The sequence below is a fragment of the Lichenibacterium dinghuense genome, from assembly GCF_021730615.1.
Lineage (GTDB): Bacteria > Pseudomonadota > Alphaproteobacteria > Rhizobiales > Beijerinckiaceae > Lichenihabitans > Lichenihabitans dinghuensis.
In genome coordinates this window covers 3,126,020-3,140,144 of record NZ_JAJLMN010000001.1, presented here as the reverse complement: position 1 = coordinate 3,140,144, position 14,125 = coordinate 3,126,020, and the positions used below count along the sequence as shown (strand labels likewise).

15 protein-coding genes are annotated in these 14,125 nt (G+C 71.3%); 10 read left to right on the top strand and 5 right to left on the bottom strand.

Annotation, left to right across the window (positions count from 1 at the left end):
- Window positions 1–218 precede the first annotated feature (218 nt).
- A complete protein-coding gene (locus L7N97_RS14980; protein ID WP_237479137.1) occupies window positions 219–845 on the top strand; it encodes a DedA family protein in 627 nt (208 codons plus the stop codon).
- 37 nt (window positions 846–882) lie between these two features.
- On the opposite strand, the gene L7N97_RS14975 is transcribed toward L7N97_RS14980, so the two are convergent.
- Window positions 883–1,479 carry a phosphatase PAP2 family protein gene (locus L7N97_RS14975; RefSeq protein ID WP_237479136.1) on the bottom strand — a complete coding sequence of 199 codons (597 nt, stop codon included), beginning with the start codon at window positions 1,477–1,479 and terminating at the stop codon, window positions 883–885.
- Window positions 1,480–1,651: 172 nt separating this feature from the next.
- Between L7N97_RS14975 and L7N97_RS14970 the strand changes: the two genes are divergently transcribed.
- The gene (locus L7N97_RS14970; protein WP_237479135.1) at window positions 1,652–2,329 is read left to right on the top strand and encodes a winged helix-turn-helix domain-containing protein; all 678 of its coding nucleotides are present in this window, start codon (window positions 1,652–1,654) and stop codon (window positions 2,327–2,329) included.
- Window positions 2,316–3,728, top strand: a complete 1,413-nt coding sequence (locus L7N97_RS30290; RefSeq protein ID WP_237479134.1) for a sensor histidine kinase — start codon at window positions 2,316–2,318, stop codon at window positions 3,726–3,728. Before L7N97_RS14970 ends, L7N97_RS30290 begins: the two co-directional genes overlap by 14 nt.
- A 21-nt stretch (window positions 3,729–3,749) precedes the next feature.
- On the opposite strand, the gene L7N97_RS14960 is transcribed toward L7N97_RS30290, so the two are convergent.
- Complete coding sequence (locus L7N97_RS14960) at window positions 3,750–4,517, bottom strand: COG4705 family protein (RefSeq protein WP_237479133.1); 768 nt, start codon at window positions 4,515–4,517, stop codon at window positions 3,750–3,752.
- A 459-nt stretch (window positions 4,518–4,976) separates the two neighbouring features.
- Here L7N97_RS14960 and L7N97_RS14955 point away from each other — a divergent pair, with 459 nt between their 5' ends.
- From L7N97_RS14955 to L7N97_RS14935, 5 genes are all read left to right on the top strand, one after another.
- Window positions 4,977–5,681, top strand: coding sequence for a phosphatase PAP2 family protein (locus tag L7N97_RS14955; protein WP_237479132.1), 705 nt, complete (start codon window positions 4,977–4,979; stop codon window positions 5,679–5,681).
- 81 nt (window positions 5,682–5,762) lie between these two features.
- Window positions 5,763–6,833 carry a YncE family protein gene (locus L7N97_RS14950; protein ID WP_237479131.1) on the top strand — a complete coding sequence of 357 codons (1,071 nt, stop codon included), beginning with the start codon at window positions 5,763–5,765 and terminating at the stop codon, window positions 6,831–6,833.
- A 61-nt stretch (window positions 6,834–6,894) separates the two neighbouring features.
- Window positions 6,895–7,884 (top strand): ABC transporter substrate-binding protein, encoded by a 990-nt coding sequence (locus L7N97_RS14945; RefSeq protein WP_237482250.1) that lies wholly within the window; start codon window positions 6,895–6,897, stop codon window positions 7,882–7,884.
- Window positions 7,881–8,705 (top strand): ABC transporter ATP-binding protein, encoded by an 825-nt coding sequence (locus L7N97_RS14940; protein ID WP_237479130.1) that lies wholly within the window; start codon window positions 7,881–7,883, stop codon window positions 8,703–8,705. The genes L7N97_RS14945 and L7N97_RS14940 overlap by 4 nt, the downstream gene beginning before the upstream one ends.
- 15 nt (window positions 8,706–8,720) lie before the next feature.
- A complete protein-coding gene (locus L7N97_RS14935) occupies window positions 8,721–9,593 on the top strand; it encodes an ABC transporter permease (RefSeq protein ID WP_237479129.1) in 873 nt (290 codons plus the stop codon).
- Here L7N97_RS14935 and L7N97_RS14930 read toward each other — a convergent pair.
- Window positions 9,587–10,963, bottom strand: coding sequence for a sensor histidine kinase (locus L7N97_RS14930; protein ID WP_237479128.1), 1,377 nt, complete (start codon window positions 10,961–10,963; stop codon window positions 9,587–9,589). The genes L7N97_RS14935 and L7N97_RS14930 overlap by 7 nt on opposite strands.
- A gap of 1 nt (window position 10,964) precedes the next feature.
- Complete coding sequence (locus tag L7N97_RS14925; RefSeq protein WP_237479127.1) at window positions 10,965–11,633, bottom strand: response regulator; 669 nt, start codon at window positions 11,631–11,633, stop codon at window positions 10,965–10,967.
- 619 nt (window positions 11,634–12,252) lie between these two features.
- On the opposite strand from L7N97_RS14925, the gene L7N97_RS14920 reads away from it, so the two are divergent.
- Window positions 12,253–13,197 carry an ArdC family protein gene (locus tag L7N97_RS14920; protein ID WP_237479126.1) on the top strand — a complete coding sequence of 315 codons (945 nt, stop codon included), beginning with the start codon at window positions 12,253–12,255 and terminating at the stop codon, window positions 13,195–13,197.
- 151 nt (window positions 13,198–13,348) lie between these two features.
- Window positions 13,349–13,825 (top strand): hypothetical protein, encoded by a 477-nt coding sequence (locus L7N97_RS14915; RefSeq protein ID WP_237479125.1) that lies wholly within the window; start codon window positions 13,349–13,351, stop codon window positions 13,823–13,825.
- Window positions 13,826–13,833: 8 nt separating this feature from the next.
- Here the strand turns inward: L7N97_RS14915 and L7N97_RS14910 are convergent, their stop codons facing one another.
- Window positions 13,834–14,064, bottom strand: a complete 231-nt coding sequence (locus tag L7N97_RS14910) for a helix-turn-helix domain-containing protein (protein ID WP_309242865.1) — start codon at window positions 14,062–14,064, stop codon at window positions 13,834–13,836.
- Window positions 14,065–14,125: the final 61 nt, after the last annotated feature.

Below are 14,125 nucleotides of genomic sequence, written 5' to 3'. Positions count from 1 at the left end.
ACCCATCTCGGGGAGCGCCGCGGTCGCAGTTTACTTTTGCGTAAGGCGCCCATCCCGGCCTTGGCCCGGCCGGCCGCGGGTCGGTACACGGCCTCCGGTCGACTCAGCCCGAAGTTCGGGCCGCCCCTCGTCAACGAAGGCGCCGATGCGAAACTCACACAGGTCTTCCGTGGGACGGCCGTCGCTCGGCCGTCCCACCCCGCCGCACGGAGGACGGCATGCCCTTTGACGTCGTCGCTCAGGTCGGCGGCTGGATCATCGGCGCCATATCGGCGACGGGATACCTCGGCGTCGCCGGGCTGATGGCGCTGGAATCGGCCTGCCTGCCGCTGCCGTCGGAGGTCATCATGCCCTTCGCCGGCTACCTCGCCGCGACGGGCCGCCTCGACCTCGCGCTGGCCGCGACCGCGGGCGCTCTGGGCTGCAACGTCGGCTCGACGGTGGCCTACGGGGTCGGGGCGACGGGCGGCCGCCGCTTCGTCGAGCGCTGGGGCCGCTACGCCCTGCTCGACCCCGGCGACCTCGACTTGGCGGACCGCTTCTTCGCGCGGTTCGGCGCCGCGGCGGTGCTGGTCGGGCGCCTCCTGCCCGTGGTGCGCACCTTCATCGCGCTGCCGGCCGGCATCGCCCGCATGCCCCAGCCGTCCTTCCAGCTCTTCACCTTCCTCGGCTCGTGGCCCTGGTGCTTCGGGCTGGCCTACCTGGGGTACGCGCTGGGCGCGCGCTGGGACAGCGACCCCGCCCTCAAGACGGCGCTGCACCGGGCGGACCTGTTCATCGTCGCCCTGGTCGTCGCCGGCATCGCCTGGCTGGCCTGGCGGCGGTTCGGCCGGCGTCGCGGCTGAACGGGCACCTGCGCCGTCCCGCGGCGCCGCGTCCCGATCAGCCCGCGCGGTGGCGCGGGCCGCTGAGGCGCGCGAGCGCGCCGGACCTGACCGACTCGCCGAGGCCGTCGAGCCTCGCGGCGAGCGCGCGCACGGGGGGTGCCGCGGTGACCCGCACCGCGGCGAAGCCGACGGCCGCGCCGCCGAGGATGTCGAGGGCGTGATGCGCCCCGAGATACACCCGCGCCCAGCCGACCGCGGCCGCGACGACGACCAGCGGCAGCCAAGCCCTCGGCAGGCTCGGCGGCGGCCGCAGCAGCAGGCCGAAGGCCAGCGCGAAGGCGAGGGTGGCGTGGTCGCTCGGAAAGCCGCCGTCCGCCGCGTGGTGGAGGTAGTTGAAGGCGCCGTCGACGACGAAGGGCCGCGGGGCGGAGATGACCGGCGACAGGGCGGCGGCGAACAGGAGTCCCACCGTTGCCGCGGCCCCGGCCGCTACGGCGGCGGTGCGGTCCTCGCGGGTGCCGCCCACCCAAAGACAGATGAGCAGGGTCGGGCCGATCCAGACGGCCCATTCCGCCAAGATCACAGCGAGGGTCAGGGCGACGCCGCGGAGGTCGGGCGGAGCATGGAGGAGCGCGTCGGTGGTGCCGTGCAAAGGTAAGGCCTCTGGTGGAGCGGCGCCGGCGGCGCCCGCCGTCGACGAGTGACCGCTCCCGTGTTCGTCCCGGCTTTCCGCGACCTTACTTTTCCGTAAGCGGGATCCGGCGTGCTGACAGTCCCGCCGATGGCCGCTAGACCCGACGCGCACGCTGGGCGGAGAAGCCGGGATGAAGATCCTCCTCGTGGAGGACGACGCCAGGATGGCCGACTACACGGCCGACGGACTGTCGCGTCAAGGCCATGTGGTGGACGTCGCCCGCAACGGCCGCGACGGGCTGTTCATGGCGGCCTCGGGCGGGCACGACCTCGTCATCGTCGACCGCATGCTGCCCGAGATGGACGGCCTCGCGCTGGTCAAGGTGGCCCGGGGCGCCGGCCTCGCGGCCCCGATCCTGTTTCTGACCACGATGGGCGGCATCGACGACCGCGTGGAGGGCCTGGAGGCGGGCGGGGACGACTACCTTGTCAAGCCCTTCGCCTTCGCCGAGCTCGCGGCGCGCGTCGCCGCCCTGGCGCGTCGCCCGCCGCTCAACGCGCAGTCCTCGGTCTTGCGCATCGCCGACCTGGAGATGGACTGCGCCAAGCGCACCGTGATGCGCCGAGGCGTGTCGATCCCGCTCCAGCCGCGCGAGTTTCGTCTGCTGGAATACCTCGCCCGGCGCGAAGGTCAGGTCGTCACCAAGACCATGCTGCTGGAGCAGGTGTGGGACTTCCACTTCGACCCGCAGACCAGCGTAGTCGAGACCCACATGAGCCGCCTGCGCGCCAAGGTGGACCGCGACTTCCCCCCTGAGCTGATCCACACCATCCGCGGCGCCGGCTACGTTCTCCGTGCCCCGGCCTGAGGCGGCTGGAAGGCGTCGCCTCGGCCTGCCGCCCTTCCCGCGCCTCGCCCGCACCGTCACATTCAAGCTCGCGCTGCTGCAGGCCGGGCTGTTCGCGGTGACGGCGGCCGTGCTGTTCGCGACCGTCTACGCGAGCTTCGTCGGCTACGCGCGCGACCAGCTGAGAGGCGCGATCGCGGCCGAATACGACGCGCTGGCTGAAGACCGCTCCGGCGAGGGGCTGGGCGACCTCGTCGCCCTCGTGGCGACGCGCACGCGGGGCGCCGGCGCCGAGGGCTTCCGCTACCTCGTCCGCGCCGCGGATGGCGCGCGCCTCGCCGGCGACCTGCCCGACGAGGGCCTCGCCGCCGGCTGGCAGGACGTCCGCGTCGTCCGCGCCGGGACGGATGCGCGCGCAGGAAAGCAGAAGCTGGAGGTCCACGCCGGGACCCTCCCGACGGGAGAGTTCGTGGCGGTCGGGCGCGACGTCGGCGAGCTGTCCCACATCAAGGAGGTGGTGGCGCGCAGCTTCGGCGGCGCCGCCGCTCTCACGCTCGCGCTCGCGCTCCTCAGCGGCGCCGTCACCAGCCTCGGGGCGCTCCGGCGCGTCGAGGCCGTCAACGGCATCACGCGCGGCATCATGGAGGGCGACCTCGGACGCCGCGTGCCCGAGCGGGGCACGGGCGACGAGTTCGACCGGCTGGCCCGCAACACCAACGCCATGCTGGACCGCATCCAGCTCCTGATGGAGGGCATGCGCCAGGTGTCGAGCGACATCGCCCACGACCTGCGCACGCCGCTCACCCACCTGCGCCAGCGCCTGGAGGCGGCCCGCGGGGGGCCACGCACCGTGGAGGCCTACGAGGCCGCCATCGACGCGGCGAGCGGGGACGTCGACACCATCCTGCGCGTCTTCGCCTCGCTGCTGCGCATCGCGCAGGTCGAGGCCGGGGCGCGCCGCGGCGGCTTCGCCGAGGTCGACCTGTCGGAAGTCTTCGCTGCCATCGTCGAGGCCTACGGCCCGGTGGCCGAGGACGCGGGGCAGGACCTCGACGCCGACGTGGAGCCTGGCCTTCGGGTGCATGGCGACCGGGACCTGCTGACCCAGATGCTGGCGAACCTCGTCGAGAACGCCATCCGCTACGCCGGGCCCGGCGCCCGGATCAGGGTGTCGCTCGACCGCGACGGGCCGCACTTCGTCGGCGCCGTGGAGGATAGCGGCGCGGGCATTCCGGAGCACGAGCGCGCGCGGGTGTTCGGTCGCTTCGTGCGCCTCGACGCGTCCCGCCCAGGCGAGGGCCACGGGCTCGGCCTCGCCCTGGTCAAGGCCGTGGCGGACCTCCACGGGATCGCCCTCGCCCTGTCGGACGCGGGTCCGGGGTTGCGGGTGACGATGCGGGGGACGGCCGTTCGCCGCTGACGGGCCGCTCCCCCCGGGCGGTCAGGCCCGGTCCGGCACGGCCGCCCGGGCGCGGTCGAGCCTGTCGGACGCGAACACGACCGCGACCAGCACCGCCAGGGCGACGAGCGAGGTGGCCAGCGTGCCGAGCTGGAGGCCGCCGGTGTCGCGCGACTTGGTGAGGAAGTCGCCGAAGGTCGCGCCGAACGGGCGCGTGAAGATGAACGCGGCCCAGAACAGCAGCGCGGCGTTGATCTGCGTCAGGTAGTGCAGCAGCAGCAGGATGACGATGACGCCCGAGCAGACGAGGGCGCCCTGCACGTAGGACAGGCCGACCGCGTCGACGAGCGCGTCGCCGAAGGCCGTGCCGAGGCTGTTCGAAAACACCACCGCGATCCAGAACAAGATCTCGGTGTCGCGCTCGACGATCGGCTCGACGCTGAGGGACCGCTTGCGCGCGTACCAGGCGAGCAGCGTGATCACCAGCCCGGCGAACAGGATGAGCGAGCCGGCCACGTAGCCGAGGCCGAGGGTGCGGTCCATCATGTCCGACACCTCCGTCCCGGCCGTCGTGGTGGCCACGATGGCGGCCCAGAACAGGGGCGAGCGGTAGACGGGGCTCGCGACCTGCGCGACCAGGAAGGCGAGCAGGAGCGCGGCCGTGACGGCGAGGCCGGCGACGTAGCCGAAGCCGAGCGTCTGCGCGAAGAAGTCGCCGAGCGTCTCGCCGAGCGTCGTGGCGACGACCTTGGCGACCCAGAAGGCCAAGGTGACCTCCGCTATCTTGTTGGCGGCGTTCGTAGGTCTCATGCGCTCGTCCTCCGGCGGCGGGCAGCCGGTCTGCGCCGCCCGCCCCCGTCTGGACCGGCGCAGCTTCGGCTGCCCTGACGCCGAGCTTACTTTTTCGTAAGGGCGCCAGCCCTCGGAGGGCCCGCGCCGTGCGGACACATGCCGCCGCGACCTCGGCGGCGCTGCCCGCGCCATGGACAGGACGCGCGAGAAGCGAGTCCTCAGAGCGGGTCGCTCCGGCTGGGGGAGCTGACCGCCCGTGGCTCGAGAGACCTCGGGCCTTACCGATCCGTAAGCTGCACGACAGCGTCCCCGAACCTGCGTCCCGCTAACGACCAGCCCGGGGATGGGGCGCCGTGCCCCACCCCGGCGCGCGGAGGCACGATGACGGACGGAACGGGCACGGTCCGGGATGCGGGGGATGTCGACAGGCGTCGGGGCCGAACGCCGCGAAGTCTTCTCGGGGTGAACCGGATTAGCGTGATCGCCGCAGCGGTCCTGTTCCCGCTGGCGCTCTCTGCTGCCGGCCTCGTCGACGCCGCGGTCGCGACCGACGCCGCGCGGGCCCCGCGCGCCGTGGTCGAGGTCGGCCGCTTCGTGACGGAGTTCGGGACCTCGGGATACATGTTCACCACGTCCGCCCTGCTCGCGGCCGTCGCCCTCGTGGCCCTGGGGCGGGACCGCCACTTCTGGAACGGGGCGCGGCCCCGCCTCGTCGTGGAGCGGTGCGCCTTCTTCTTCGCGACCATCGCGGCCTCGGGCATCGCCGCGCAGGCGGTGAAGCACCTGCTGGGCCGCGCGCGCCCCGTGCTGTCGTCGGGCGCCGACCCGTTCACCTTCCACCCGCTGTCACTCGGGAACAGCATCGCGAGCTTCCCATCGGGCCACACCACCTCGGCCTTCGCCGCGGCGGTCGCGCTCGGCCTCGTGTCGCCCCGCCTGCGCCCGTGGCTGCTCGGCGGCGCCGCGCTGGTCGGCATCTCGCGCGTCGTCGTCGGCGCCCATTACCCCAGCGACGTCGTCGGCGGCGCGGCCCTCGGCAGCCTCGCCGCGGTCGCGGTCACCCGGATCTGCGCCCGCCGCGGCCTGGCCTTCACGCTGGACGCGGGACGCGCCGTGCCCAAGCGGTCGGACTGCGCGGCGCCGGTCAGCCCGATCGGTCGCGATCGCAACATTGAAAGCTGAATGAAAGCTGACCCGATCTAAGGTTTCCGGACGGCACCGATCCGCGGATCACAGCGGGGGCCGTCGTTGAGGGAGGGACACATGAAGTCGTGCGCAATCGCCACCGCCATCGCGGGCCTGGGCCTAGCGGGTCCCGCCGCCGCCTACGACGGCTGGCACCTCGAGAAGGCGACGGTCGTGCCCGGCCCCGGCTCCGCCTGGGACTACCTGGCGATGGACGACGCCAACGACCACCTGATGATCGGCCACCGCAAGCAGGGCCTCCAGGTCTTCGACCCCAAGACCGGCAAGGTCGTGAAGACGATCGCGGGCACGGCCGAGGCCAGCTCCAACGGTGCGGCCGTGATCCCAGAGTTCGACCTCGGCGTGTCGAACGATGAGAACGGGAGCGTGATCCCGTTCAAGCTGTCCACGCTGGAGGCCATGGCGCCGATCAAGCTCGGCGAGGAGCTCGACACCAGCCACTACGACAGGGGCAGCCACAGGCTGGTCGTGAACATGGGGGCCGGGAAGGACGGGACCGACCTCGTCCTGCTCGACGTCCCGTCCATGAAGCCGGCCGGGCACGTCAAGGTCGACAGCCAGAAGGTCGAGGGGGCCGATGGCGACGGCAAGGCGGGCTTCTTCCTGGCAGCCCGCGACCTCGACAAGGTGTACAAGATCGACGTCGGCGCCGAGAAGGTCACCGCGACCTACGACGTGGCGGCGAGCTGCGGCCAGCCCACCGCGGTGGCGGTGGACGTGGCGGACGACAGGGTGATGGTCGGCTGCCGCGGCCACGGCGCCGTGAAGCCGTCGCTGACCGTGCTCGATGGCGCGACCGGCAAGGTCGTCTACACCGCCGAGATCGGCGGCGGCGTCGACAGCGTCGTCTACGACGCGGACGGGCACCGCATCTTCACGGCCAACGGCATCTCGGCCAACATCAACGTCTTCGAGCAGGACGGTCCGGACAGCTATAAGCCGGTCGAGACGCTCGGCACCCGCGCCGGCCTGCGCACCCTGGCCATGGATCGCAAGACCAAGCTCCTCTACGGCGTCGCGGCGGAGGGCACCGCCGATGCGTCGAAGAAGATCCTGACATCGGTCTCGCCCTTCTATGCCAACACCTTCTTCCCCGACACCTTCACGGTGCTGACCTACGGCAAGTGAACTCGACCGGATCGCGCGATGACAGGATTAGACGAGGGAGGAACGGATGAAGCGTAGGACCATGACGGCGCTGCTCGGCGCGGCGGCGCTCGGGGTGCTGGCGCTGGCGCCGGCCGCCCGTGCGGCGGACAAGATCAGCATCATCGTCGGCGGCATGGAGAAACAGATCTACCTGCCGCCGGTGCTGTGCGAGCGCCTCGGCTACTTCAAGGAGCAGGGCCTCGACGTCGAGCTGATCAACAGCCGCGCCGGCGTCGAGGCCGAGAACGAGCTCCTAGCCGGCGCCGTGCAGGGCGTGGTGGGCTTCTACGACCACACGGTCGACCTCCAGGCCAAGGGCAAGAGCATCACGACGATCGTGCAGCTCTCCCAGGCGCCCGGCGAGGTGGAGATGCTGTCCGCCAAGGCCGACGGCGTGAAGACCCCGGCCGACTTCAAGGGCAAGACGCTGGGCGTCACCGGCCTCGGCTCCTCGACCGACTTCCTGACCCAGTACATCGCGACCCGCGCCGGCCTGAAGCCGGGCGAATTCACCCTGCTGCCGGTAGGAGCCGGCAACACCTTCATCGCCGCCATGAAGCAGGACCAGATCCAGGCCGGCATGACGACCGAGCCGACCGTCGGCCAATTGCTCAAGACCGGCGCCGCCAGCATCTTCGTCGACCTGCGCACCCCCGAGTCGACCAAGGCGGCCCTCGGTGGCGACTACCCCGCGGCATCCTTCTACGTCCAATCCGCCTGGCTCGACGGCCATAAGGAGGAGGCGCAGAAGCTCGCCAACGCGCTCGTGAAGACCCTGCACTGGATCCACGACCATTCGGCCGACGAGATCGCCGACCAGATGCCGAAGGACTATTACGTTGGCGACAAGGCGCTCTACGTGAAAGGCCTCGCCGACGGCAAGGCGATGTTCACGGCGGACGGCAAGATGCCGGCCGATGGCCCCGCGACGGTGCTGAAAGTCCTGTCGTCCTTCAGCCGCAACGTCCAGGGCAAGAAGATCGACCTGTCGAAGACCTACACCGACAGCTTCGTGGACGCGGCCAAGTGAGCGCGGCATCCGCCGCCGGCCCTGCCATCGAGCTGCGCGACGTCACCCGGCGCTTCGTCACGCCCGACGCCAAGGTGATGACGGCGCTGCGCGACTTCACCATGACGGTGGAGCGCGGCGAATTCGTCTGCGTGGTCGGCCCGACCGGCTGCGGCAAGTCAACGACGCTGAACCTCGTCACCGGCCTCGCCCGGCCGGACCGCGGCGAGGTGCGCGTCTTCGGGGAACCGGTGTCGGGCATCAGTCGCGACATCGGCTTCGTGTTCCAGGCCGACGCGCTGTTCCCGTGGAAGAGCGTGCTCGACAACGTCGCGGCCGGCCCGCTCTTCCGCGGCCTCGGCCGCGCCGAGGCGCTGAGCCGCGCGCGTGACTGGATCGACCGCGTGGGGCTCAAACGCTTCGAGAAGCACTACCCGCACCAGCTGTCGGGCGGCATGCGGAAGCGCGTCGCCCTGGCTCAGACCTTCATCAACGGCCCGAAGATCCTGCTGCTCGACGAGCCTTTCAGCGCGCTCGACATCCAGACCCGCACGCTGATGCAGGACGAACTGCTTGGCCTATGGTCGGACGCGAAGGCCTCCGTGGTCTTCGTCACGCACGACCTCGAGGAGGCGATCGCCATGGCGGACAAAGTCTACGTGCTCACCGCTGGTCCCGCCACGGTGAAGTCCGTCTACACGATCGACCTGCCGCGCCCCCGCGTCACGGCCGAGATCCGCTACGAGCCCGCCTTCGTGGAATATGCGCGGCTGATCTGGAACGACCTGCGCGAGGAGGTCCAGAAGAGCCACAACCAGGCCTCTGCGGCCGCGGCCGCCTGAGGGGAGGACAGTTTCATGTCATCCGTCATCGCCCAGACCCTCGATCCGCCCGCGACGCTGACGAGCCCGTTCGAGATTGAGATCGCGGCCCGTTCCGCGTCGCGCCGCCGCCGGCAGGTGGTGGTCGCGGCCAGGATCGCCATACTGGTCGTCGCCCTCGGCGGCTGGGAGCTCGGTGCCCGCACGGGCTTCATCGATCCGTTCTTCTTCGCGAGCCCGTCCGGCATCGCGGCCCAGGTGTGGACCTGGGCCACCGAGGGCACCAGCCAGGGGCCGCTGTGGGAGCAGATCCTCGTCACCATGGAGGAGACGGCGCTCGGCTTCCTCATCGGCGCCGTCGGCGGCATCGTGTGCGGCATCGTGCTCGGCCGCAACCGCATGCTGGCCGACATCTTCGCCACCTACATCAAAGTGGCGAACTCGATCCCGCGCGTGGTGCTCGGCTCGATCTTCATCATCGCGCTCGGCCTCGGCATGGCGTCCAAGGTGGCATTGGCGGTGGTGATGGTGTTCTTCGTGGTCTTCGCCAACGCGTTCCAGGGCGTGCGCGAGGCGGACCGCGCCATGATCGCCAACGCGCAGATCCTGGGAGCCTCGCCGTTCCAGATCACCCGCGCGGTGATCATCCCCTCCGCGATGACGTGGATCCTGGCGAGCCTGCACGTGAGCTTCGGCTTCGCGCTGGTGGGAGCCGTGGTGGGCGAGTTCCTCGGCGCCAAGAAGGGCGTGGGCCTGCTCATCTCGACCGCGCAGGGCTCGTTCAACGCCGACGGCGTGTTCGCCGCCATGGTGATCCTGGCTGTGCTGGCGCTGGTGGTCGAGGCGATCATCACCCTGGTCGAGAACCGCCTCGTCAAGTGGCGTCCCGTGCCGTTCGACGGTCACTGAGCCTCGCCGGCCGCCGGGAAGCGCGCCTCGACGATGAGCCCGCCGCCCGGCGGCCTCCGCGCCGAGACGGTTCCGCCCGCCGCCTCGGCCACCTCCTTGACGATCGCGAGCCCGAGGCCACTGCCGCTCGCCTCGGTGCCGGGCACGCGGTAGAAGCGCTCAAAGACCCTATTCTCCTCGCCCGCGGGCAGCCCCGGCCCGTCATCGCCGACGGCGAGCAACGCCTCGCCATCGCGCATGTAGACCCCCACGGTGACGGTGCTGCCCGTGGGGCAGTAGCGCAGGGCGTTGTCGACGAGGTTGCCGAGCATCTCGCCCAGCATGGTCCCGTCGCCGACGACCTCGACCCGCCCCTCGCGCTCGTCGAGGCCGAGGTCGATGCCCCGCTCCAGGGCGAGAAGCGCGAAGCCGTCGAGCACGCGGCGGGCCAGCGCCCCGAGCCCCACGCGGTCGCTGCGCTCCAGTCGCGCGCCCGGCTCGGCGCGCGAAAGCAGGAGCAGCTGCTCGGCCAGGCGCGACATCTCCCCGACGCTGACCTGCACGGCTTTGAGCGCCTCGCCCTGATCGGCGCGGCCGGCGCGACGCGCCGCGGCCGTGGCCTGCAGCCCGAGGATGGCGAGCGGCGTGCGGAGCTGGTGGGCCGCGTTGGCCACAAAGCGATGCTGGGCCGCCAATTGCGCCCGGACGCGCTCGATGCGGATGTTGATGGCCTCGACCAGCGGCCTGATTTCGGACTGCACCGCCTCGGGGGAGAAGAGTTCGAGGCTTCCCGCCGGACGCGCCCTCACCTCGTCGCGCAGGCGGATCAGGGGCGCAAGGCCGCGCTTCAAGCCGAACACCATGAACAGGCCGGCGGCGGCGATCAGGGCGAGGCCCTGCCCAAAGCCCGCGAGCCACAAGCGCCGCACGAGCACGTCCCGCCCGGCGAGCGACGACCCGACGACGACTGTGAGGGGCGCTGGCGGGCCAGACCCTGCGAGGATGTGGTCGAGCGCGTAGAAGCGCATGGTCCGGTCCCGGTAGCGCGCCTCGTAGGAGTCGATGTCCTCGGGTCCGTCGGGCGGCAGGGGCAGGTCGGCGGCTCCAGCGATGAGCCGCCCCGCCGCGTCGATCACGCGGTAGTAGACGAAGTCGCCCTCGCCCGTGTCGAACATCTCCAGCGCCGCGGGCGGCACGGTCACCTGCAGCGTCCCGTCCTCGTCCCGCGCCGCCTCGGCGATGACGCGGGCCGAGGCGAGCAGGGTGTGGTCCGCGACGAGGTTGGCGGTCTCGCGGGCCGACCGATAGCCCACCAGGGCGTTGACGGCCGCGAGCAGACACAGCGGCACCAGCACCCAGGCGAGCAGGTACGTGCGGAGGTCGAGCCTCACATCAAGCCTCGTCGGAGCGCAGCAGGTAGCCGAGGCCGCGCAGCGTCGCCACGGAAACGGAGCTGCCCTCCAGCTTCTTGCGCAGGCGGTGGACGTAGACCTCGACGGCGCTGGGGTCTGTCTCCTCGAAGCCGAACAGCGCTTCGGCCAAGGCCGCCTTGCCGACGGGGCGCCCAGCCCGGCGCAGCAGCTGTTCCAGCACCCCGGCCTCGCGCGGTGTCAGGGCCAGCCCGGTGTTCTTCAGCGCGAAGGAGCGCCCGACGGTGTCGAAGGCGAGGTCGCCGCAGCGGATGACGGTGTCGGCCTGCCCGGCTGATCGGCGTAGCTGGACGCGGACCCGCGCCTCGAGTTCGGACACCTCGAAAGGCTTGGTCAGGTAGTCGTCCGCGCCGCTATCGAGACCGGAGATGCGGGCGTTGAGGCTGCCGTCCGCCGTGAGCACGATCACCGGCATCATGTTCCGTCGTGCCCGCAATCGTCGCAGCACCTCGCCGCCGCCCATCCCGGGCAGGCCGAGGTCGAGGATCATGAGCCCGTAGGTTGTTACCCTGAGACAATCTTCGGCTTCCTCGCCGTCGTGAGCGATGTCGACGTCGTAGCGCCCGGCGCGGAGGATTTCGGCGAGCCACCGGGCGAGGTCGCGATTGTCCTCGACCAGCAACAAGCGCACCGCGATCTCCACCTTGACGACGCCGCAAGAGTGTCGGCCGCGACCCCGTCCTCATCAAGCGTTTCCAGAACCGTCCATGGCGGGAGAACGCACGGGCAGGTCAAGCCCCAATAATTCGGAAGCACTCACCCCCGGCGCCGACCAAAGTGGCTTCGCTCGCCGTCCGCGGGCCAGCGACACGCCCCGATCCGAGGTCTCGCCGCACAAGCCATCGCCATCGGTGAACCACACTCTCGGTTGAACTGATTGTCGAGATCTCGCTTGCGGGTCTGCAGACTCGAAGATAGGCGAACGCTCGAACGTCGATGCCGAATTTGCGCGCCCTCCATGCTACGCCATCCGCAGCCAGCAGGCTGAGATGCCAGCGTCCGCTATGGCATCGCTACCTTCGAAAGCGGCCGGACCGCAGTCCACCCGAGCTCGCCGTTCAACATCGTGGATGCTTGGCCCTGAAGTTCGTCGACCCGTCCGGAAGCTGACCCCGGCGGCGCCATACCGGGCGCCGCGGGAGATCGATCTCATGGCCCATCTCGTCTCACCCGCGGCAGCACGACGCCGCTCTCGGTCCGACGGCCCTCATGAACTCGACCAGCGCGGCTTCCACCTTCGGATCCCGCGCATGAGCAGATCCCGCGCAGACCTTCACCAGACCGTCACCGACCGCATCGTCGCCGCGATCGACGCCAACCCGGGCTCGTGGCACCGGCCCTGGCAAGGCGCCGCCGCGACCGGCCGCCCCTGCAACATCGCCTCAGGGAAGCCCTACAACGGCATCAACGTCCTCGCGCTCTGGGCCGAGGCGCAGCTCGGGCAGTACCCGCGGGCCGTGTGGGGCACCTATCGGCAGTGGGCCGCCGCGGGCTGTCAGGTGCGGAAGGGAGCCAAGGCCGCCCTCGTCGCCTTCTATCGCCAGATCGCGGTGGAGGGGGACGCCGACGACGCGCCCGACGGGGACGACAGCCCACGGGCCGTTTTCGTCGCCCGCGCCACGCCCGTGTTCAACGCCGCCCAGGTCGACGGCTTCGACGCCGCCCCTTCGCTCCTCAGCCGCGACCCCGCCGCCCCGCGGCCGGATCTCGACGCGCTCGTCGCGCGGACGGGTGCCTCTATCGAACACGGCGGCGCGAGCGCCTTCTATTCCGTGCCGCGCGACGCGATCCGACTCCCCCCGCGGGACGCCTTCGTCGGCTCGCCGACCTCGACGGCGACGGAAAGCTACTACGGCACGCTGTTCCACGAGCTGACACACTGGACCGCCCCGGCGCACCGCTGCGCCCGCAACCTCGGCAGTCGCTTCGGATCCGACGCCTACGCCGTGGAAGAGCTCGTCGCGGAGCTCGGGGCGGCGTTCCTTTGCGCCGACCTCGCCGTCAGCGCCGAGCCGCGCCCGGACCACGCCCGGTATGTCGCGGGCTGGCTCGCCGTGCTGCGGCGCGACAAGAGCGCCATCTTCGCCGCCGCGAGCCAAGCTTCCAGGGCCGTCGCGTTCATCCAGGCCGCGGGTGCTCCGACCGAGAGCACCGCCGACCCTCTGCCGGCGCTGGACAGTCCGCCGGCGTCGTGATGCCTCGAATGCCTGCTGATCGTCACACGGTGCTGGCCAAAACCTGTTCGGCCCCGCTCCCGCCGCCTCGGCACCTTTATCTCCGGGCGACCCTGAAGACGTCGCCTTCGCCGTGAAGTGGTCCCGTCCACGCGCGTCGGAGGCGATCGGCTTGAACGGAGTCATCGGCGGCCCGCTCCCGTCGCGCCGCGTCCTCGACGAACTCTGTCCCTCGTGGCCCGGTCGCGCGGCATCGGCCGCCGCCGCGTCCTCGGTCGACCTCGACGTGGCGCTCGCGGCCCACGCGCTCGCGATCCTCGCCGTGGACCGGGCGGAGGCGGCGCTCATCGCTGCTCGGGCGTCTGCGGATGCCACCGATCCAGGCCGGGCCCGCGGGCACAGTGTGGGCTCGAAGCGTCGCGCCTTCATGGTCCGACATGCGCGGCAGCTCCGCCTCGACCGGCGGACGCGCGACCTCGCCGTCCGCCTCTTATCGACGCCCGCCGCCGGCTTGGACGACATCGCGCTGAAGCTGGCCGTCGTCATCGCCGCGGGCGAGGCCGGCTCGCCCGACGCCGCCGCATTCCCGTGGGCTCACCTCCGTCGGATCCTCGCCGAACTGCTCGCCATCGGGACCGCCGGGGCGTGATGCCGCGCTCAGGTCTTGCGCCGACCGCCGCGGAGTGGCGCCGGCGGGGGCTCGTCCGCCCCTGGCTCGCGGAGAAGCTCGGCCACGGGCACGGACAAGGCCGTGGCGATGCGATCGAGAACGTCGAGCGTGGGATTTTCGGTCTGCTGTTCGAGCCCGCCGAGATACCCCCGGTTCACGGCGGCATCGACGGCGAGCCTCTCTTGAGAGAGGCCCTGGGCCACCCGAACGCGCCGCATGTTCCAGGCCAGGAGTTCTCGTCCCTTCATGACGCATGGGGGGAACAGCCCGGGCACTTTC